Annotated in this window: 15 protein-coding genes; 1 reads left to right on the top strand and 14 read right to left on the bottom strand. The window is 56.7% G+C overall.

Features of this window, described 5'->3' with window-relative positions; translation table 11 throughout:
- Positions 1-38: 38 nt before the first annotated feature.
- The 14 genes from GXP58_02395 to ychF all read right to left on the bottom strand — a co-directional run bounded on the left by GXP58_02395 (position 39) and on the right by ychF (position 16,914).
- Positions 39-761, bottom strand: coding sequence for a UPF0280 family protein (locus tag GXP58_02395; GenBank protein NOY52451.1), 723 nt, complete (start codon positions 759-761; stop codon positions 39-41).
- Between the two features lie 36 nt (positions 762-797).
- Complete coding sequence (recN, locus tag GXP58_02390; GenBank protein ID NOY52450.1) at positions 798-2,498, bottom strand: DNA repair protein RecN; 1,701 nt, start codon at positions 2,496-2,498, stop codon at positions 798-800.
- Between the two features lie 42 nt (positions 2,499-2,540).
- A complete protein-coding gene (radA, locus tag GXP58_02385) occupies positions 2,541-3,908 on the bottom strand; it encodes a DNA repair protein RadA (protein ID NOY52449.1) in 1,368 nt (455 codons plus the stop codon).
- Between the two features lie 160 nt (positions 3,909-4,068).
- The gene (locus GXP58_02380; protein NOY52448.1) at positions 4,069-4,986 is read right to left on the bottom strand and encodes a site-specific DNA-methyltransferase; all 918 of its coding nucleotides are present in this window, start codon (positions 4,984-4,986) and stop codon (positions 4,069-4,071) included.
- A gap of 12 nt (positions 4,987-4,998) precedes the next feature.
- Entirely contained in the window at positions 4,999-6,414 is a 1,416-nt protein-coding gene (locus tag GXP58_02375) for an MCE family protein (GenBank protein ID NOY52447.1), read from the bottom strand.
- Positions 6,411-7,190 carry an ABC transporter ATP-binding protein gene (locus GXP58_02370; GenBank protein NOY52446.1) on the bottom strand — a complete coding sequence of 260 codons (780 nt, stop codon included), beginning with the start codon at positions 7,188-7,190 and terminating at the stop codon, positions 6,411-6,413. Before GXP58_02370 ends, GXP58_02375 begins: the two co-directional genes overlap by 4 nt.
- Before the next feature lie 28 nt (positions 7,191-7,218).
- A complete protein-coding gene (locus GXP58_02365; GenBank protein ID NOY52445.1) occupies positions 7,219-7,971 on the bottom strand; it encodes an ABC transporter permease in 753 nt (250 codons plus the stop codon).
- 29 nt (positions 7,972-8,000) lie between these two features.
- Entirely contained in the window at positions 8,001-9,143 is a 1,143-nt protein-coding gene (gene alr / locus GXP58_02360; GenBank protein NOY52444.1) for an alanine racemase, read from the bottom strand.
- Complete coding sequence (locus tag GXP58_02355; GenBank protein ID NOY52443.1) at positions 9,115-11,760, bottom strand: replicative DNA helicase; 2,646 nt, start codon at positions 11,758-11,760, stop codon at positions 9,115-9,117. Before GXP58_02355 ends, alr begins: the two co-directional genes overlap by 29 nt.
- Before the next feature lie 201 nt (positions 11,761-11,961).
- Positions 11,962-12,408 carry a 50S ribosomal protein L9 gene (locus GXP58_02350; protein NOY52442.1) on the bottom strand — a complete coding sequence of 149 codons (447 nt, stop codon included), beginning with the start codon at positions 12,406-12,408 and terminating at the stop codon, positions 11,962-11,964.
- A gap of 66 nt (positions 12,409-12,474) precedes the next feature.
- Complete coding sequence (locus tag GXP58_02345) at positions 12,475-13,470, bottom strand: RluA family pseudouridine synthase (GenBank protein NOY52441.1); 996 nt, start codon at positions 13,468-13,470, stop codon at positions 12,475-12,477.
- Entirely contained in the window at positions 13,467-13,973 is a 507-nt protein-coding gene (locus GXP58_02340) for an NYN domain-containing protein (GenBank protein ID NOY52440.1), read from the bottom strand. The genes GXP58_02345 and GXP58_02340 overlap by 4 nt, the downstream gene beginning before the upstream one ends.
- Positions 13,974-14,004: 31 nt before the next feature.
- Positions 14,005-15,795: a M3 family oligoendopeptidase gene (locus tag GXP58_02335; protein NOY52439.1), complete on the bottom strand. Its 1,791-nt coding sequence runs from the start codon at positions 15,793-15,795 to the stop codon at positions 14,005-14,007.
- A gap of 18 nt (positions 15,796-15,813) precedes the next feature.
- Complete coding sequence (gene ychF, locus GXP58_02330; protein NOY52438.1) at positions 15,814-16,914, bottom strand: redox-regulated ATPase YchF; 1,101 nt, start codon at positions 16,912-16,914, stop codon at positions 15,814-15,816.
- Positions 16,915-17,119: 205 nt separating this feature from the next.
- Between ychF and GXP58_02325 the strand changes: the two genes are divergently transcribed.
- Complete coding sequence (locus tag GXP58_02325) at positions 17,120-19,048, top strand: PAS domain-containing protein (GenBank protein ID NOY52437.1); 1,929 nt, start codon at positions 17,120-17,122, stop codon at positions 19,046-19,048.
- Positions 19,049-19,121: the final 73 nt, after the last annotated feature.

Raw genomic sequence — 19,121 nt, 5'->3', positions numbered from 1 at the left:
TTTCTTCCTTCCGAAACTCCGCGAAGGTTCCCTGTTGCTCAGAGTTTGACCAGTTCCACCTCTCCCCATGCCCCCATTTTTTTTCCGAAAACAATGAGTCCGCCGGAGATCCCCGGGATCTGTGCGAGAAAATCGAGGGCTTCCCGGAGATCCCCCGGTCCCTGTACGCGGTTTCCGGCGGCGGTCGCCGCTGCGTCGGCCAGGGCTGCCGACGGGGCGAGGACACAGACGGCGTCACTCTTTCCGAAGCTGATGGAATGGCCGACGGTCCCGGAGGATGTACAGATTCCAAGGGGAGAGGCCTTCCCGATCCGGATCCCGATGTGTCGGCTGAAGGGGGAATCCCCGGCCTCAATCGAGATGATCCGTTCCCGTTTCGAAACAAGAAAGATGTCCCCCCCGTTTTCCACGATGACCTCAGGGCTTTGCGCCAGCAGTTTCCGCCCGACGGCCTCGGCCACGGCTCCGGCGACGGCGGCCATGGGACCGACACCGGCCGCCTCTCCCGCTTTGGCCATCTCCCGGATCAGGGGAGGTGCATCCGGGTTTACGGTCAAAGGTTCCATGGCGGAGAGAAATTCCGGATGTTTCCGGAGATACTGCTCCAGCCCCCTGCGAATCTCCCGGAGGTGTCGGTGGGCCTCTTCGCTCAGGTCCGAGACGGCCGAGATTGCAAGATCGGTCTCCTTGATCATTACCTGGAAAGAGACCAGGTCTTTCGTTTCCATCCGGTTTCTGTAGTCCCGAGCTTCGTAGGCCATTGCCCTCTTCTTTTTGACTGGTTCCAGGACGGGAGATCATGCGGTCCGGTTGAGCATCTCTTCAGCATGACGGATCGTAGTCTCCGTGATTTCGACTCCGCCCAGCATTCGTGCGATCTCCCGGACCCGTTCTTCTTGCGTCAGGGGGTGTGCCGAGACGGAGGTTCTCCCTCGAATGACCTCTTTTGCGATATGGGTGTGATGCTGTCCCTGGCTTGCGACCTGGGGGATATGGGTGATGCAGATGACCTGTCGTCCTTCGGCGACCTCCCGGAGCCTTTTTCCCAGGATTTCAGCAATTCCGCCTCCGACACCGGAATCGACTTCGTCGAAGATCAGGACGCCGACCCGATCCACACCGGCCAGGACGGTTTTGATGGAGAGCATGATCCTGGAAAGCTCTCCTCCGGAGGCAATCCGCACCAGGGGCTTGGCCTCCTCTCCCGGGTTTGGTGAGACCATAAATTCGACCCGGTCGTATCCGGTCGGGGTCAGGGTCCCTCCCTTCCCGTCTTGTAAGTCCTTGCCTCCCGGTTTTACGGGAACGATTTCGACGGCGAAGCGGGTCCCGGCCATGGCCAGACCGGCCAGCTCCTGTTCCAGACGTTCTTCCAGTCGTTGTGAAGCCCGGTGCCGTTTGGCGGAGAGTTTGCCGGCCAGGTCGACCGTTCGGGCAAGCCGGTTCCGGAAATCTTCTTCCAGGCGGGATCGGTTTTCTCCGGCCCTGTGCAGGCGGTGGAGTTCTTCTTCCGCTTTTCGCCGGTAGTCAAAGACTTCGGCGAGCGTCCCCCCGTATTTCCGTTTCAGCGTTCTCAGTTTCTCCAGTCGGTCTTCCCGGTCGGCCAGTTTTGCCGGATCGGACTCGATCCCCCCGGCATGGTCCCGCAGGGAATGGGCCATATCTTCCAGGCGGAACTTCACCTCCTCGCACGCATCGGCAATCCCGCTTGCCCGTCCGTCGAACTCGGAGAGGGACGAAAGCAGCGCCGAAAGCCTCCCTGCCCGGTCGTACAGAGAGTCTTCCTCTTCATAGAGGAGCCTGTAGGACTCCGCTGCCAGTTCGGTGATCCGTTCGGCATGGGAGAGGAGGCGGACCTCCTCTTCCAGAGCTTCGTCCTCTTCCGGTACCGGGGCCACGGCATCGATCTCGTCGATCTGGAATTGGAGGAAATCAATGCGGCGTTCCCGGTCTTGCTCCTCCTGATCGAGTTTCTCCAGCTCCTTCTGCAATCCGGTCAGTTCGTCATAGGCGGCGCGGTATGCGGATCGAAGATCGCCGCTGCCGCCGAAGGCATCTAAAAGGGCCAGGTGATTCTCCCGTTTGAGGAGGGAGTGATGTTCATGTTGGCCATGGATATCGACGAGACCTTCGCCGATTTGGGTGAGCATCCTTACCGTGGCAGGGTCCCCGTTCACGGCCACACGGCCCTTTCCGTTTCGGCTCAAGGCTCGATGAATGATCAGTTCATCTTCGTCGACTTCTAATCCGAGGGCGGCAAGGGATGCTGCCTTTTCCGGATGGCCTGAGAGATCGAAACGGGCCGTAATCCGTGCCTCCTCCGCACCGGTGCGGATCATGTCGACGGATCCCCGTCCTCCCAGGATCAGGCCGAGCGCCTCGATGAGGATCGACTTCCCGGCTCCCGTATCGCCGGTGATAATATTGAGGCCGGCGTCAAAGGTCAAAAGGAGGTCTTCGATAATGGCAAAGTCACGGATGCGCAGGTCCCGCAGCATCGGTACTCCTTGAAAGAGAAGCGTCGGGCGGATGCGCCGACACTACAGAGCGTCAAGTGCTTCTGAGATGTTCCCGACGCCGATGATTTCCATGTCGGCTCCGGGACGTTTCGGGAGATTGGCCTTCGGGAGGATCGCCTTTTTGAAGCCGTGTTTACAGGCTTCATGGATCCGGCTCTCTCCGTTCGGGACCGGACGGATCTCCCCGGAAAGACCGACCTCACCGAAGACGAAAAGGTCATGAGGGATCGCCACGTCCCGGTAGCTGGAAACAATCCCCAAGATCACGGCCAGATCGGCGCTTGTTTCGCTGACACGAATGCCTCCCACACAATTCACGAAGACGTCCTGGTCCGCGGTAGAGAGTCCGCCATGCCTCGTCAATACCGCCAGCAGCATCGCGATCCGGTTTTGTTCCACGCCTACACCGAGCCGTCGGGCGTTGCCGTACTGTGATTCTACGACCAGGGCCTGGATCTCCACCAACAGGGGGCGACTTCCCTCCCAGAGAACATTGACGACACTGCCCGGTTTCGGATCATCGGAGCGGCTCAGAAACATGGCCGAAGGATTCTTGACTTCCTTTAGTCCCTTGCCGGTCATGGCGAAAAGCCCGACCTCATTGACGGCCCCGAAACGGTTTTTCGTGGCCCGCATGATCCTGAAGCGTGAGTCGTCCGTGGAGGACAACATGATCTGCGTATCGACGATATGACTCAGTGTCATCGGCCCCGCAAGGTTCTGGTCCTTTGTCACGTGCCCGATGAGAAGCAGAATCATATTGTTTGCCTTGGCATAGCGGGTCAGGAAGGCGGTGCATTCCCGGACCTGGGAGACTCCGCCGGGGGCGGCATCGACGCCCTCGTGATACATGACCTGAATGGAGTCGATGACCATGATCGCCGGTTTCTCCCGGTCTGCGATTTCACAGATCCTCTCCGCGGAAGTGTCCGAAAGCATCCGGAGATTTTCCGTCGGCAGGCCGATCCGGCGGGCCCTGCCCGCAATCTGTTCCAGCGATTCCTCTCCCGATACATAGAGCGTACGGTATTGGCGGGAGGCATGGGCCAGGATCTGCAGCAGGGCGGTACTCTTGCCCGAGCCGGGAGCGCCGGCCAGCAGAATGACCGCCCCCGGGATAAACCCGCCGCCGATGACGCGATCGAATTCCCCCATCCCGCTTGTGATCCGGAGATGGTCCGGTTCCCCGACCTGACTGAGGATTTCCACCCTGGGTTCGGTGCCGGCGTATCCCGTGGTCCAGCTTCTTTCCGTACCATTCCCGCCGCCGGGATGGAACTCCTTCAGTGTGTTCCAGCCGTTGCAGTTCGTACACTGCCCGACCCATTTCAGATGATCGGCGCCGCACTCCGAACAGACATAGGCGGTTTTTGATTTTTTTGCGGACATCCGGTATTTCCTTGATGAAGTCGTAAAAAGTCGCGAAGCCCTTCGACCCTTCGGCCGGCTCAGGACAGGCCCTTCGGCCGGCTCAGGACGAACGGAATCCGGAAAACGACTTTTTACGACACCATCTTCCTTTATTGTTGATAAACCATAAGATCCGACGTCATTGTTGAGATGATTGTAACTGATTGGTATAGTCGGCAATTCTTTTCTCCGCCGATTTTACATATTCAGAATCGATATCGTATCCCACATAATTTCGTTCGTCTTTTACCGCGGAAAGGCAGGTTGATCCACTTCCAACAAAGGGATCCAAAACAACATCGTCCTTGAACGTATATAACTGAATCAGTCGGTGGGGCAATTCTTCAGGGAAGGGAGCCGGATGTCCGATTTGTCTTGCTGAAACGGCCTGAAAGGTCCATACGCTTTTTGTCCATTCAAGAAATTCTTCTTTTTTAATGGTGTTTTCCGGATCGTTTTTCTTTCTTGAAAATGTTTTTTTGGAAAAAACCAGAATATATTCGTGAATATCCCTTAGCACGGGATTCGCGGCGGAAAGCCAACTTCCCCAAGCTGTTGAAGGACTTGCGCTTGAAGCCTTGTTCCATATGATTTCACCACGCATAAGATAACCAATTTTTTGCATGCCTTCTATGATGTAGCCATGAAGCGGGATGTAAGGTTTTCTGCCAAGATTGGCAACATTGATACATGCACGGCCGCCGGGAACCAAAACACGATACGTTTCACGCCAAACAGTATTGAGTAAATTTAAGTGTTCGTTCAAACTCAAATTATCATCATATTCTTTGGATACATTATAGGGAGGTGAAGTCACCATTAAATGGATACTGTTATCAGGCAACTCGTCCATTTTTTCACTGGATTTGCAGAAGATCTTGTTGATGTTTTTTGCAGGAATTTTGTTTTCAATATATCGGACCTTCTTGGTATCACGTAAGCCTTCATACAATCTGCTTTTATAAAATTTGGTGGCATCGTGACTGATACGTCCCGGACTCCCGAATGCGCTGGTCCCGGTACCGGATCTTTTTTGTGTATATTTTTCGTTTGCCATGTTACTTTCTTTTCAGCGTTTGAGCGGGAGGAGGCTGAAAAGGTCCTTGATATCCTCGTCGTTGAATTTGATCCCGGCCCCGTAAAAGAGGGAGGAGTCCTCGTTGTTCAGAAAGTTGTCGTATCCGGCGTTGAGGTAGAAATATTTCAGGAAGTTGAAGTCGGCCCGGACCTTGGCATGGGCGCTGCCGCCGAAGCTGTTATCTCCCTGAAAATCCCAGAGATCCAGGTGGAGTCCCAGCCGGTTTCCGAAGAAGGTGTGGTCGATTCCGATTCCGCCGGCACTCTCCTCCAGACCGAGCCTGAGCGAAGTATGACCGAAGCGCCTGCCGAACATGGCCGTGTACATGAGGCGGTCTGAGGTTTTTTCTTTTACGACGGTTTGGGTGACGTCAACAGGGAAGAATGCGGACCCGGCGCCGGGGCCGCTGTTCGTGATATGGCTTACCGTCCGGCTTTGCGACCGATTTCCCTTGGTCCCTTCGGGACTGACCAGCTCGAAAAGATAGAACTTGTCCTTCCTCGGGAGAAGCTCCAGCGAGACATATCCCTTGGCGTCTTTCGCCTCCACCAGATCTTCCGTCCGTAGCCCGACGTAGGTGCGGTACTTCTTCTTGACCCCCAGTACGTCGTTGGCGGAAACGAGGGCCTGATTCAGGTTCTCCGAGAGGTCGTCTTCGTTGATGAGTCTCCCCATCGTCCCCTGCCCCTCATCGACCTTTCGGAAGATGCTGTCCAGGGAGGTGCTCGCCGAGCGTGCGTTGGTGAGGGTCTGATCGATGTCCGCCCGGTGTGCTCCAAGGGTTTGGTTGAGCGTTCCGCTTAATTGATCGATATTTTCCATAATGTGGGTGAAGCGTTCTTCGTTTCGGCCGACCATGCGGTTGAGGGTGATGCCGAGGTCCCGGAAATTTTTCAGGATCTGCCGGATGGAGGCCTCCCCTTCGGTACCGCCCAATGTGTTTCTCAAGGATGAAGAGACCTCCTTGAAATCGTCGGCGATGGAGGAGAGCTTGCCCACGAGTTTCCCGATGTCTTCACTCTCCGGCGGGGAGATGAGGGTGCCGCCGTCTTTCAGATAACTTCCGGAATTTCCCAGGGCGATGTCGATATACTTGTCGCCCAGAAGTCCCACCGACCGGATATAGGCACGGGATTTCCGGTCGATATTGAGATCGGCATAAATCCGGACATTGACGTGAGCTTTTCCGTTGACGAGGCTGATCTTGTATACCTTGCCGACCTCGACGCCCGCGACCTGCACGGAGGCGTCTTTGCTCAGCCCGGCCACGGAGTCGAAGATGAGGTTAATCGATTTCCCGACATTTTTGGAAACCCGGAATTCCCCGACCTGGAAGGACATGTAGGTCAGAATCATGATCCCGAGAAATACGATGATGCCCACCTTGGTTTCAGGTGTCAGTTTCATTTGCCGCTCCTCTCCATCAGTGCTTTTTCCAGATCTTCCGTAATGGGTCCCTCGGCGTTGCCCGAAATGAATTGACGAACGTAGGGGTTGTCGGTGGTCCGGATCTCTTCGGGCGTTCCCACTTCAATAATTTTCCCCTGGTGAATCATGGCGATCCGGTCGGCGATCTTGTAGGCGCTGACCATGTCGTGGGTAATCGCCACGGAGGTGACCTTTAATTTCTCCCGCATCTCGATGATCAGGTTGTTGATCATGTCGGCGTTAATCGGATCGAGTCCGGTCGTCGGTTCGTCGTAGAGAAGGATCTCCGGTTCCATGGCGATGGCGCGGGCCAGGCCGACCCTTTTTTGCATCCCCCCGGAAAGTTCCGACGGACGGAGTTCCTCCACCCCGTAGAGCCCGACCATGGCAAGCTTTTCCGTGGCGATTTCAAAGATTTCATCATTCGATAGTGCGGAATGTTGCTTAAGTCCGAATCCGACATTTTCCCAGACACTGAGCGAATCGAAGAGGGCGGCGCCCTGGAAGAGCATCCCGAACTTTTTTCGCATGTCGTTCAGCTCCTGCTCGTTCATCAGGGTGACCTCGTCTCCCGTAACATAGATCCGACCGCTGTCGGGACGCAGAATCCCGATGATATGCTTGATGAGAACGCTCTTTCCCGTACCGCTCCCGCCGATGATCACCATGCTCTCGCCGTCCCGGATGTCGAGATTCACACCCTGCAGGACCGGTTTTGCCTGAAAAGATTTATAGAGATCGACGATTTTGATCATTTGTTCGCGCTGTCCCTTTTCCTCGGCCTTAAAAGAGAACGGCCGTCAGGATGTAGTCGGAAATCAAGATCACCATGGAGGAGATCACCACGGAACCGGTGGTGGCCCGTCCGACCCCCTCTGCGCCGCCGCGGGTGTAAAATCCCTTATAACATCCGATCAGTGAAATGACCAGACCGAAGAAGGCTGCTTTGACGAGACCGCTGTAGATGTCGCTGAATTGCAGGAAGTCCCAGGTCCGTCGCAGATAGATGGTCCGGTTGGCATCCAGAACCCGGACGCTGACAAAGAAGCCGCCGTAGATCCCGACGATGTCGGACAGCACGGTCATCACCGGCAGCATGAGGATTCCCGCGATGAGACGGGGGACCACGAGGTATTTGACCGGGTTCGTCGCCAGGGTGTAGAGGGCGTCGATTTGTTCCGTCACCCGCATGGTTCCCAGCTCCGCGGCCATGGCGGAACCGGCCCGTCCGGCAACGATCAGCCCCGTCAACACCGGTCCTAATTCCCGGGTCATGGAGAGGGCGACGACCGTGCCCACGAGGCTTTCCGCGTTGAATCGCTGGAAGCCGGTGTGGGTCTGCAGGGCCAGGACCATCCCGGTAAAGGTGGCCGTGATCAAAACGACCGGGATGGAATTAACGCCCACTTCCAACATCTGCCGGATGATAAGCCGGGCGTAAAGGGGGCGGCGAAGGCTCCACCGCAGGGCCTGACCGAAGAGGAGGAAAACCTTCCCCGTCTCTTCCAAAAAGCTCATGATCAGTTGACCCAGCATTTCAAGCAGATGCAGCACGAAAAACTCCTTCAGACCGGACGGTCCGGCGACGGATCATGATAGATACGCGGGACCCGGCGCCGGATACCGCAGAGAATCTCATAGGCAATGGAGTCGTTCCATCGGGCGAGCTCCCAGGCCGTGATTTCCTCTCCACCGTCTTTTCCGAGGAGGGTCACACGGTCCCCCAGCGCTGTTTCGTGAATTCCGGTTACATCGATTAGGGTCATGTCCATGGTGACCCGGCCGACCACGGGGGCCCGGTGGCCGTGGAGAAGAACCTGTGCCCGGTTGGAAAGGCGGCGGGGGTAGCCGTCGGCATATCCGACCGGGAGTGTGGCGATCCGGCTCGGTCGTCCGGTGACGAAGGTGTGACCGTAGCTCAGGGGAGTCCCGGCCGGGACCTCCTTGAGATGGATGATCCGGGTCTCCCAGGAGAGGACCGGGGCAAGGGGTTCTTGCAGAGAGAAGTCTTCCGAAGGAGCGATTCCGTAGAGCATGATTCCCGGTCGGACCATGTTGAACAGGGCGGACGGAAAGGCCAGAACGGCGCCGCTGTTTGAGAGGTGCCAGAAGGGGATGGAGATGCCCTTCTCCCCCACCGTTTTCTGTATCCGGGAAAGGGCTGCGGATTGCGCCTGTACGCATTCCGGATTGTCCAGGTCGGCAAAGGCAAAATGGGAGAAGACCCCCATGATCTTCAGACCGGGGAGGTCGGTGATGGCGGCGATCCGTTCCGGGGCCTCCCCGGCGGAAAACCCGAGACGCCCCATGCCGGTGTCCACCTTGATCTGTACCGGAATTGTCTTGCGGTGCCGGACGGCCTTCCGGGAGAGGCGTTCGGCCCATTCCATGTTATAGACGGCCGGGGTCAGGTCATATTCAAACAGGCCCTCGAACTGATCGGGAAGGAGTCCCCCTAAGATCGTGATCGAGCCTGTAATCCCGTTCCGGCGGAGTTCCGTTCCCTCTTCCAAGGTCGCCACACCGAAGTGGCTGATTCCCTCCGACTGCAGAACTCGTCCGACCTCCATCGCTCCGTGACCGTAGGCATTGGCCTTGACGACGGCAAAGATCTCCCTGGTTTCGCCGATCCGATTTCGTACCGTCTGCAGATTCCGGCGGAGGGCCTGGAGGTTGATCTTAGCTGTGGTAGGGCGCTGAATCGGCATAGACACTTTCCTGGTCACGGGGGCTGAAGTTCTGGAAGAGCGTGTATCTCTTTTCGAAATGAAGAGGAACCATTCCGGTAGGGCCGTTTCGCTGTTTTCCGATGATGATTTCCGCCTTGCCCCGGTTCTCCTCCGATTCTTTGTAGGCCTCTTCGCGGTAAACGAAGAGAATGACGTCCGCGTCCTGCTCGATGGCGCCCGAGTTATGACTCACGATCCCGTCCGCCAGCCATGTTGAATACTTCGGCACAGTCAAATCGTAGACCTCCTCTTCCCTTTCCGGCCGGATCGAGGCGATGCGGTCCCAAAAAAGGTCATTGGTACAGTGGTTCCGTAAGAGGTCATCATCGAGAATCTCGGCATAGTCGGACAAGGTGGAACGGGAGGGTGCGAACCTGAAATGAGAGGCGCCTCCGTAAGAAGTGCCCCGCATCTTTGCCATGGTGCGCTGGGAAATGCCCTGTTCTTTCATGAGTCTCCTGACCCGTCCGAAGAGTTCATTCGGCAGGGTGTCTACGTTCGGGTTGGGCCGGACTTCCTCCAGAACCTTCCGGAGTCTTTCCGCCTGAACCTTGCGAGGACCGACCGGTTCCACAAGAGAGAGAAAAGCCTTCTGGGCTTCAACTCCGGTAATCTGTACCATGTAGGTGGGCCGATAGTTCCCTTTTTGAACCTTCTGGATCCGTGCGACGATGCCGAGCCGCAGAAGAAGAGCTGCAACATCTGCGGCAAGATCCGGACTGTTCGTGCTGTAATGAATGGCATTTCCCCCCCGCTGTCCCGGTTTCCGGGTGTAGATCGTCCCATCTGTTGCCCACATATGGCTCAGCAGGAGAGCCAGTTGGCGGTTGCCGAGACGAAACACTTTGCGGGGAATCCTTTTTTCATGTGAGCGTTGATTAAAGACCCCTAATTCGTGCAACCACTTGTTTACGCCGCCGGGATGCCAACGGTTTCCATTGCCGGAGAGGAGCAGTTGATGCCGGGATCCCTTTCCCGGATAGCGACGGACTGTCATCCCGAATGCCTCGGCAGCAGCCCCTTCGACAGTGCGGCTGTTCTCTTCGGAGTTTGTGGTGTATCGGATCGGCTGCCCCTTCAGATAGCTTCCATCACCGATGAGCTGTCCCAGGAGGATGACATGGTTATCGGGCCAATGTTCCGTGACCGGAGGGACAGGTAGACGGTGGGCCATCGCCAACCGGTCACCCACATTCAATTCCGCCGTCCGTTTCCATCCGTCCACCCCTAAAAGACGGTGGTCTGCCGTGACCCGGATAGTTCGGCCGCTCGAGAGATGAAGGGCATAGACCTTGCGGACGCCGACCTTCCAGACGATTTCGCTTTGTGCCGACCGGAAATGCCCCTCTTCATCCATGGTGATGACCTCCGGGCGGGTTCCGACAAGTTCCCGGATGGGTACTCGTTCGCCGTTCTTCAGGAGTACGAGCGTATCCCCCGTGACGCACTCTCTGAGATCTGCGAGCATGGGACGCTTATCCGTACGGGATTCCACGCTCCGGTTCAACTGGGACAACGCGATGACCGGAACGTTCAGTTCCTTGGCCAGCGCCTTCAGAGAACGGGAGATTTCGGAGATTTCCTGTTCCCTGCGTTCGGCGCCGGCCTGCCCGCGCATCAACTGAAGATAATCGACCATGATCATCGACAGGCCGTGTTCGAGCATGAGCCTGCGGCTTTTGGCCCGCATTTCAAGAACGGAGATGGCCGGGGTGTCGTCGATATAGATCGGGGCCTCCGAGAGTTCCCCCGCTGCGGTGGTCAGTTTCGGCCAGTCGGTCTTGCCGAGCTGCCCCGTCCGGAGCCGGTGGGCATCCACCCGGGCTTCGGCGCAGAGCATGCGAATCACGAGCTGCTCTTTGGACATTTCCAGAGAAAAAATGGCCACGGGCTGTTTCTTTTTGATTCCCACGTGCTGGGCGATGTTCAGGCACAAGGCGGTCTTTCCCATGGAAGGTCGGCCCGCCACAATAATGAGATCGGAAGGTTGAAAGCCTGATGTTTTGGTGTCGAGATCGGTGAATCCGGTGGGGACGCCGGTGACGAGTTCCTTCTTGGCGTAGAGCTTTTCGATGACTTCAAAACTGTCATTGACGATCGTTCGGATGTCGACAAACCCCTGGCGGACCTTCTCCCCGGTGATCTCAAAGATCCTCTTTTCCGCCATCTCGAGGAGTTCTTCCACGGACAGTTCTTCCTTGAATCCTTCCTGAACGATTTCCGTCGCGGTACTGATCAGTTTTCGGGAGAGGGACTTTTCCTTGACGATCCGGATATAGTGGAGAACGTTCGCTGCGGTCGGGACGACATCGGTGAGCTGTCCCAGGTAGGCCGCCCCGCCGACGGCATCAATGTGCTCCGTGCGAAGAAGATAGTCCCGCAGAGTCACCAGGTCGATCGCCTCACCGGCCTTACTCATCTCCACCATGGCGGCAAAGATCTTCCGATGGGCGGTTTTGTAGAAATCGTCGTCCCGGATGACCTCCATCGCCTTGTTCAGCGAGGAGTTCTGAAGCAGAATAGCCCCCAGGATGGCCTGTTCCGCCTCGATGTTCTGGGGGGGGACTTTTTCAAGGATTTTGCCGGACGGGAGCATACCTTTTCCCTCACAGTTGTGCTCCCTGCACCGTAGCACAGGGGGTACGCCTCAGTCGCACGCCTTGATGAGACTGTCCTGCAACCCTCTCGGTGCGTCACAGCATTTACGGACAGGACCACTTAGATCTTATTCAGCGCAATCCGGAAAGAAAGCGCTTTGTCAAGAAATATTGATTGCCGGTGACGAAGGTGTTTCAGATCACTTCTCTTCCACAACCCAGACTTTCAGATTGGCGGTGACCTCGGAATGCAGTTTAATGGGGACCGTGTAAACACCCAGCTGTTTGATCTGTTCCTCTAACTGAATCTGCCTCTTGTCGATCTCAAGCCCTTCTTCCTGCAGGGCGGCGGCGATATTCATCGAGGTGACCGAGCCGAAGAGACGGTCGTTTTCGCCCACCCGCTGCGAGAGGGTCACAGAGAGCGCCTCAATCCGTTTTGCGACCACTTCGGCGTCCTTGAGGTTTTTGTAAACCCGGTCCTGTACCATTTTTTTCTGGTGTTCCAACTGTTTGACGTTCCGGACCGTGGCTTCAATGGCCTTTTTGGATGGAATCAGATAATTCCTGGCATAACCGGGTTTTACCTTGACCATATCGCCGATCTTGCCAAGGTTGTCCACATTTTCTCTTAAAATCACATTCATCTGTCCTGCTCCTTCACGAAAAAAATTTTGATGAAATATATAATAGGAGCGGGGGAGGTGTCAAGGTCAAATCGTTCCCTGCCGGAGAAAGAGAAGAATCTCCTCCATGTCCGGCGGGATTGGTGCGGCGAATTCCCGGTATTCTCCCGTCGTGGGGTGGGTAAACCCGAGTATATGGGCATGAAGCATCTGCCGGGAGACGGCGATCTCCAGGTTCCCCATGCGGACTCTTCCGGCATTTTTCCCGCCGTAAACGGAATCACCGACGATGGGATAGTGGAGATGGGAGAGGTGGACCCGGATCTGGTGGGTCCGGCCGGTTTTAAGACGGAGCGAAAGGAGGGTGAATCCGTCGAAACGTTTCTCCACCCGGTAGAGGGTCAGCGCCGTTCGTCCATGCGATGGATGAACGGTCATCTTCTTCCGGTGATGGTCGTGGCGGCCGATCGGTTCCTCAATCTTCCCGGAGTCACTCCGGACATTCCCCCGGACGATAGCGAGATAGATCTTCTTCACCTGCCGGTTCTTGAGCTGGGCCGAAAGATTCCGGTGGGTCGGATCGTTTTTGGCAACCACCATAATTCCCGAGGTTTCTCGGTCGAGACGATGGACAATCCCCGGCCGTTCCACGCCCCCGATTCCGGAGAGATCGCTGCAGTGATGGAGCAGGGCGTTGACCAGGGTTCCGCAGGGGTTTCCGGGTGCGGGGTGGACGACCATTCCTGCCGGTTTGTCCAGGACGATCAGGTCGGCGTCTTCATACAGGATCTCGAGGGGGATCGCTTCGGGAAGGAGATCAAGGGGCCGGGGTTCCGGCAAGGTAACGTGGATGGTCTCGCCGCCCGCGAGTCTTGCATGGCTCTTCACGGGGGACCCGTTTACGAGGATATGCCCGCTTCCGATCAGTTCCTGGATCCGGGAGCGGGAGAGTTCCGCCGTTGGCTCGAATCGAGAGAGGAAGAGGTCGATTCGCTGTCCCTTCCCCTCCGGAGGGATACGGAAGGTTATCTCCTGCGGCACGGTACTTTTTTCTCCTTCCTTGCGGGGGTCTGCCGATGTCATAGTTTTTTCAGCCTGCGTGCCTTCGCCCGCTCCCGCTTCGACCGGCGGCGGGGATTTCCCTTCTTTCGCGTATTGAGTCTTCCCCCCTCTTGTTCCTCTGCCTCCGCTCCTCCCTTCAGGGTAAGATATTCCACCATCTCCAGTCGCTCCATGAAATCGGGAGAGCCGATCACCGCGGCGCCGGAGCGTTCCACGTCATCGGCGACCTCCCGGTCGGAGGTGACCACCACGCAGGAGCCGCCCCATTCCCGGGCGATCCGCATAATGACCTGGTCGGCCTTCTCCCCCAACTTCGAGTAGATGACGGTGATTCCCTTGATTCGTTCTTTCCCTTCCAGCGGCATCCCCCCCTCGTAGCCGTCGAAGACCACGGTGATACGGTGCCCTCGGTACCGTTTGTAGCGGCGGAGTTTTTCCAGCAGGACCTCCGTTTCCTCTCGTTTCTGCGTACCGGAGGGGGAGGTATGGAGCAGGTTGTAGCCGTCGATTAAAAGCCGCGACATGGCATCTCCCGGTGGGCCGGTTCGGTCTCCTCTACCGGTCCCGGAGGGTTGTTTTTAATTCCTCCAGCAGGTCCCGGACGAGATCGTAACCCATCTTCCAGAAGGCCCGGTCGTTCACATCGATCCCGATTTTTGCCAGCAGGTTCGGCGGGCTGTCGGAGCCTCCGGAGGCGAGGAGGTCGAGATAGCGGGGGACGAAGGCCGTTCCCTCTTCCTGGTATTTTCTGTAGAGGGAGAGGACGAGCAGTTCGCCGAAGACGTAGCTATAGCAGTAGAAACGGGCGTGGATGAAGTGGCTGATGTAGCTCCATCCCCATCGGTAGGCGGGGATCATCTCCACGGTATCGCCGAAGAGACGGCCGTTTTCCTCCCACCAGAAATCGCAGAATTCCTCGGGACTGAGGAGCTTCTCGCTCCGTTTGTCGTGGGTCTTCTGTTCGAAACGGGTGAGGACATTCTGGCGGAAGGTGGTGGCGATAATGTCCTCGATCCTCGCACAGAGAATGGCCGTTCGGACCGCCGGGTCTTTTTCCTGTGAGAGGAGCCGTTTCGTCAGGAGCATCTCACCGAAGACGGAGGCCGTCTCGGCCATGGGGAGAACGGCGTCGTAATTCATCAGCCGCTGTCTCCCGGCGAGGGTGAAATGGATCCCGTGTCCTAATTCGTGGGCCAGGGTCGCCACGTCCCGGAGATTCCCGGTAAAGTTCAGCAGGACATAGGGGGGGAGCGTCGGGGTCAGCCCGGCGCAGAAGGCGCCGCCCGTCTTCCCCGGGCGTATGGCGGAATCGATGCGGGCCTCGTCGAAAAATCCCTTGGCGATCCGTTTCATCTGAGGATCGAAGGTCTCAAAGGCCGCAAGGACCATCTCCCGGGCTTCGGGAAAGGTATAGTTCCGGTTGACCTCGGCCACCGGCGCATAGACATCGCAGTTTTTCAGTTTTTTTATTCCCAACAGTTCGGCCTTCAGACGGAAATATTCCCGGGCCAGGGGGTAATTCTCTTCAGTGACCGACATCATCGATTCGATGGTCTCGTCACTCAACTCATTTGTGAGGTGCGTGGCCGTGATGGGGGAGTCGTAACCCCGGAGATTGCACTCCCCGCCGTGATCGAGGAAGATGTTATTGAAGACCGACGAGAGAACCAGGCTGTTTTCCCCGTGCCGTTCGAGAAAGGCGGTAAAGGCCTGCTCCCGAAGTTCGGCCTCGGGACGGTGGAGCATGGACAGAAGCTCCTCGCCGGTGTACTCCCGCTCTTCTCCTTCGAGGTTCAGGCGGTAGCGGAAGGAGGCAGTCAACTCCTCAAAGAGCTGCGAGAAGGCCTCCTTGCCGGTGACGTCCTTCAGGTTGATCACTTGCTCTTCCTTCTCGGAAAGGGTGTAGGGCTTGAAAATCCGGAGATGGCGGAGGTAGTGCCGGTATTCCGACAGGAGATCACCCCCCACCAATTTTTCGAAGCGGTCATTGGGGATGGCGATGATCTCCAGTTCGAAAAAGAGAATCTCGTTTCTGAGGGCGGCGAAGAACTCCCGGCACTTCTGGACCAGCTCTTTATGAACGGCGGTCTCCGTGTCGGCGGCGAAGAGGAGCTGGGCGTACCCGTAGGGTTTCAGTGCCTGTTCCTGGATCGCCTCGATCTGTTGTACCGAGTCGAGCAGTTCCTGCGAGGTAAATCCCTCGGCGGCGATTTTGCCGTGGTAGCTCTCCCGGAAAGAGCGGACCCCCTTTTTCGCTTCTTCCATATCGCGATCAATGGCGGGGTCGGTCGGTGAGGCGTAGAGTCTCGTCAGGTTCCAGCGAATGTTCTCTGATTTGTCGGTCATAGTCTCCTCGGTTCCGATTTATACATTGAACTTGAAATGGACGATCTCTCCGTCCCGGACGATGTAGTCCCTCCCCTCGAGACGGAGCGTCCCTGCCTCCCGAGCCTTGGCAAAGGAACCGACGGCGATGAAGTCGTTGAATGTGATCGCCTCCGCCTTGATGAAACCCCGCTCGATGTCGGAGTGGATCGCACCGGCGGCCTGAACGGCCGGGGTTTCTTTGGGGATTGTCCAGGCCCGGACCTCATCCTCCCCGGCGGTGAGGAAGGAGATCCGTCCTAAAAGATCGTAACAGGTATGGATCAGCCGCTCCATCGCCGACTCGGTCAAACCCAGGTCCTCCATAAAGAGAGTTGCCTCGTCGGCGGGAAGCTGCCCCATCTCCATCTCGATCTTTGCGGAAAGAAGTTCGACCCGGCTCTTTTCACCTGGAAAGCGGGAGGCTACATCCTTTGCAAGAAGATCGGCCTTTTCCGATCCGATCTCCCCCTCCCCGACGTTGAGTACGATAATGAGGGGCTGAAGAGTCAGGAAGCGGTAGCCCCGGATCAGTTTTTCCTCCGCCTCTTCGATGACGATATTTCGGAGCGGTTTTTCCTCCTCCAGTGCCGTACGAAAGCGGTCGAGGATCGCCTTCTCCTTTTCGTGTTTGCCCTTTTCCACCCCTTTTTTCAGGGCCGCCTCTACCCGCTCCAACCGCTTTTCGATAATGGCCAGGTCACTCAGGATCAGCTCCACCTCAAGATCTTCCACGTCCCGGAGGGGATCGACCGAGCCCGCCGGATGGGGGACGGTGTCGTCTTCAAAGGCCCGGACCACATGAACCAGGGCGTCTACCTCCCGGGCCCGCTTCAGAAAGTCGGTAACCTTTGTTCCTTCGGCCACGCTTCCCCGGGGGAGCCCCGGAAGATCGACGAATTCTACCGTGGCATGGGTCGTCTTCTTCGGCTTGAAAATTTCGCTCAGCCGGTCGACCCGGGCATCCGGAACCTTGACGATCCCGATATTGGCCTCCGCACCGGCCTGGTGATAGGGAGCGGTCTCGGCCTCTCCCTTCGTCAGCGCGTTGAAGAGGGTGGTCTTGCCGCAGTTGGGAAGGCCGACGATTCCGATAATCATTTTTGCTCCAAGGAAAAACCAATAAAGTGAATAAACTGGATCATCTTAACTGATTCATAATTTCATCTCAATTAAAAAAGCAATCTCAGAAAAGAGTCCCTTGGCTGATAAATACCCGTTAAGAGTTGTTTGTTGACCAAGTCTTGCGAAGATCTGGAATCTTCGTTACTTTTCAAACAGATACCATGGAAGGAGAATTCTTGAAATGGAGGGAATTCCACTCCGGACCATCCTTGACGGTCTTGACGAACCGGTCCTGATGATCGGCTCCGATCATCGGGTCCGAATGATGAACCGGGCCGCCCGAATCTTTACAGGTGCCGGGCGTGAAGGTGATTACTGTCACTCGGTTCTTCATGGTTCGAAAGATTGCTGTGTCGGGGTGGATGGCCCGTGTCCGATCAAATCAGTCCGGGAAGAGGGGGGGCCGGTTCGGATGGAACATCGCCATCTTCGGGAAGATGGTAGAGAACGTATCTGCGAGTTGATCGCTTCTCCTCTCCATGACGAGGTTGGGAGATTCCTCGGAATTCTTGAAAGTTTCCGGGATATAACGGAACGAAAGGAGATGGAAACCGATCTGGAACGCGCTGCCTCGGAGTGGCGGGAAACCTTTGATGCGATTCCTGATTTTGTCTCGATACAGGACCCGTCCTGTCGTATCGTCCGGGTGAACAAGGCGCTGGCCGATTTTCTGGGTGAAAGGCCGGAGGAAATCGTCGGCCGATACTGTTACGAGATCTATCACGGGTTGTCGGAGCCTTTTGAAGGTTGCCCTCACAAAGAGATGCTGGAGCGAGGGGAGACGGTCACCGCCGAGTTGGAAAACAGCCACATGGGTCTCCCGCTCCTGGTAACCTCCTCTCCGATCCGGGGGTCGGGAGGAGAAATGTCCGCCTCCGTTTATGTTGCCAAAGATCTTACACTCCGGAAGAGGATGGAGGCGGAAACGCTGAAGTGCAGGAATCTCGAGTCGCTCGGGCACCTCGCCGGAGGAATTGCCCATGATATTAATAATCTACTGACCCCGATCATCGGTAATCTTTCTTTTGTCCGCACCCTCCTTCCCGCCGGGGCGGAGGTCAATGATCTGCTCAAATATGCCGAAGGGGCCGCCTACCAGATCAAGGATCTTGCCGACCGATTTCTCACCTTTTCCGCCGGCGGTGCTCCCGTCAAGGAGGAAGTCTCCCTGCCGATGTTCCTGACCGAGGCCTGTTCCTCGGTCCTTGAGGACGGACCGGTTCGGGGGCGCTACCGATTCTCCGAGGGGCTTGCCCCCGTCTTCGTCGACCCCCACCAAGTGGGTCAGGCCATCAGAAATCTTATTCAGAACGCCTGCGAGGCAATGCCGAAGGGGGGAGATGTGTATGTTGAAGGAGAGAATGTTTTCCTTAAAGAAAATGATGTTTCTCCCCTTCCCGGGGGCGATTATGTTCGCGTCACCGTTCGTGACGAAGGACCCGGAATCTCCCGCAAGGATCTGCCCATGATTTTTGATCCCTACTTCTCGACCAAGCCGAAAGGATCCAGGAAAGGAATGGGGTTGGGTTTGGTGATCAGCTATTCCATTATAGCGAAACACGGTGGAACGATTACCGTTGAATCGGAGCTTGGAAAAGGGAGCTGTTTTACCATCTATATCCCTGCCTTCAGGGAGGAACCATTTCCGAAATTAACCGCTTCAGCCCCGGGATCTTTTGCTCATGTTCGGGAAGGGAGGAGGAGAATCCTTGTGATGGACGATGACGAGGGAGTTCGTTCTGTGACGGGGATGCTACTTCGTTATGAGCATTTCGAGGCGGAATTTGCCGCCGATGGTCGGGAGGCGATGCAGATCTATCGTGAAGCCCTGGAAGAAGGCCGTCCGTTTGATGCTGTGATCCTTGACCTGACCGTTTTAGGCGGGATGGGAGGGGAGGAAACGATTCGGGAGCTTCGTGCCCTTGATCCCTCCGTGCGGGGGATCGTCTCCAGCGGCTATTCCGACAGTCCTGTCCTCTCCGATTACCGTGCCTACGGTTTTATGGGAGTACTCCGAAAACCCTACGGAAGAGTGCTGCTGCGCGATACTCTTCGGAGAGTCCTCGGGGAAAATCAGAAACCGGATACGTTGGACTACGGGAAACAGTAGGTTCTTAACCCAAAGCAACCCCAAAAGGGGTCAAGTCTGCTCTTGGCTTTTTTAGTTAGCATCTTTTTCAATA

Source organism: Deltaproteobacteria bacterium (assembly GCA_013151235.1).
In the GTDB taxonomy this organism is placed as follows: Bacteria; CG2-30-53-67; CG2-30-53-67; order CG2-30-53-67; family CG2-30-53-67; genus JAADIO01.
This window is presented reverse-complemented; position numbering and strand designations above follow the sequence as displayed.

Coding starts and splice junctions, on each gene's coding strand:
- GXP58_02380 (NOY52448.1), bottom strand. CDS start 4,986: ATGGCAAACGAAAAATATACACAAAAAAGATCCGGTACCGGGACCAGC.
- GXP58_02375 (NOY52447.1), bottom strand. CDS start 6,414: ATGAAACTGACACCTGAAACCAAGGTGGGCATCATCGTATTTCTCGGG.
- recN (NOY52450.1), bottom strand. CDS start 2,498: ATGCTGCGGGACCTGCGCATCCGTGACTTTGCCATTATCGAAGACCTC.
- GXP58_02355 (NOY52443.1), bottom strand. CDS start 11,760: ATGCTCCCGTCCGGCAAAATCCTTGAAAAAGTCCCCCCCCAGAACATC.
- GXP58_02395 (NOY52451.1), bottom strand. CDS start 761: ATGGCCTACGAAGCTCGGGACTACAGAAACCGGATGGAAACGAAAGAC.
- alr (NOY52444.1), bottom strand. CDS start 9,143: ATGCCGATTCAGCGCCCTACCACAGCTAAGATCAACCTCCAGGCCCTC.
- ychF (NOY52438.1), bottom strand. CDS start 16,914: ATGATTATCGGAATCGTCGGCCTTCCCAACTGCGGCAAGACCACCCTC.
- GXP58_02340 (NOY52440.1), bottom strand. CDS start 13,973: ATGTCGCGGCTTTTAATCGACGGCTACAACCTGCTCCATACCTCCCCC.
- radA (NOY52449.1), bottom strand. CDS start 3,908: ATGTCCGCAAAAAAATCAAAAACCGCCTATGTCTGTTCGGAGTGCGGC.
- GXP58_02345 (NOY52441.1), bottom strand. CDS start 13,470: ATGACATCGGCAGACCCCCGCAAGGAAGGAGAAAAAAGTACCGTGCCG.
- GXP58_02370 (NOY52446.1), bottom strand. CDS start 7,190: ATGATCAAAATCGTCGATCTCTATAAATCTTTTCAGGCAAAACCGGTC.
- GXP58_02325 (NOY52437.1), top strand. CDS start 17,120: ATGGAGGGAATTCCACTCCGGACCATCCTTGACGGTCTTGACGAACCG.
- GXP58_02335 (NOY52439.1), bottom strand. CDS start 15,795: ATGACCGACAAATCAGAGAACATTCGCTGGAACCTGACGAGACTCTAC.
- GXP58_02350 (NOY52442.1), bottom strand. CDS start 12,408: ATGAATGTGATTTTAAGAGAAAATGTGGACAACCTTGGCAAGATCGGC.
- GXP58_02365 (NOY52445.1), bottom strand. CDS start 7,971: ATGCTGGGTCAACTGATCATGAGCTTTTTGGAAGAGACGGGGAAGGTT.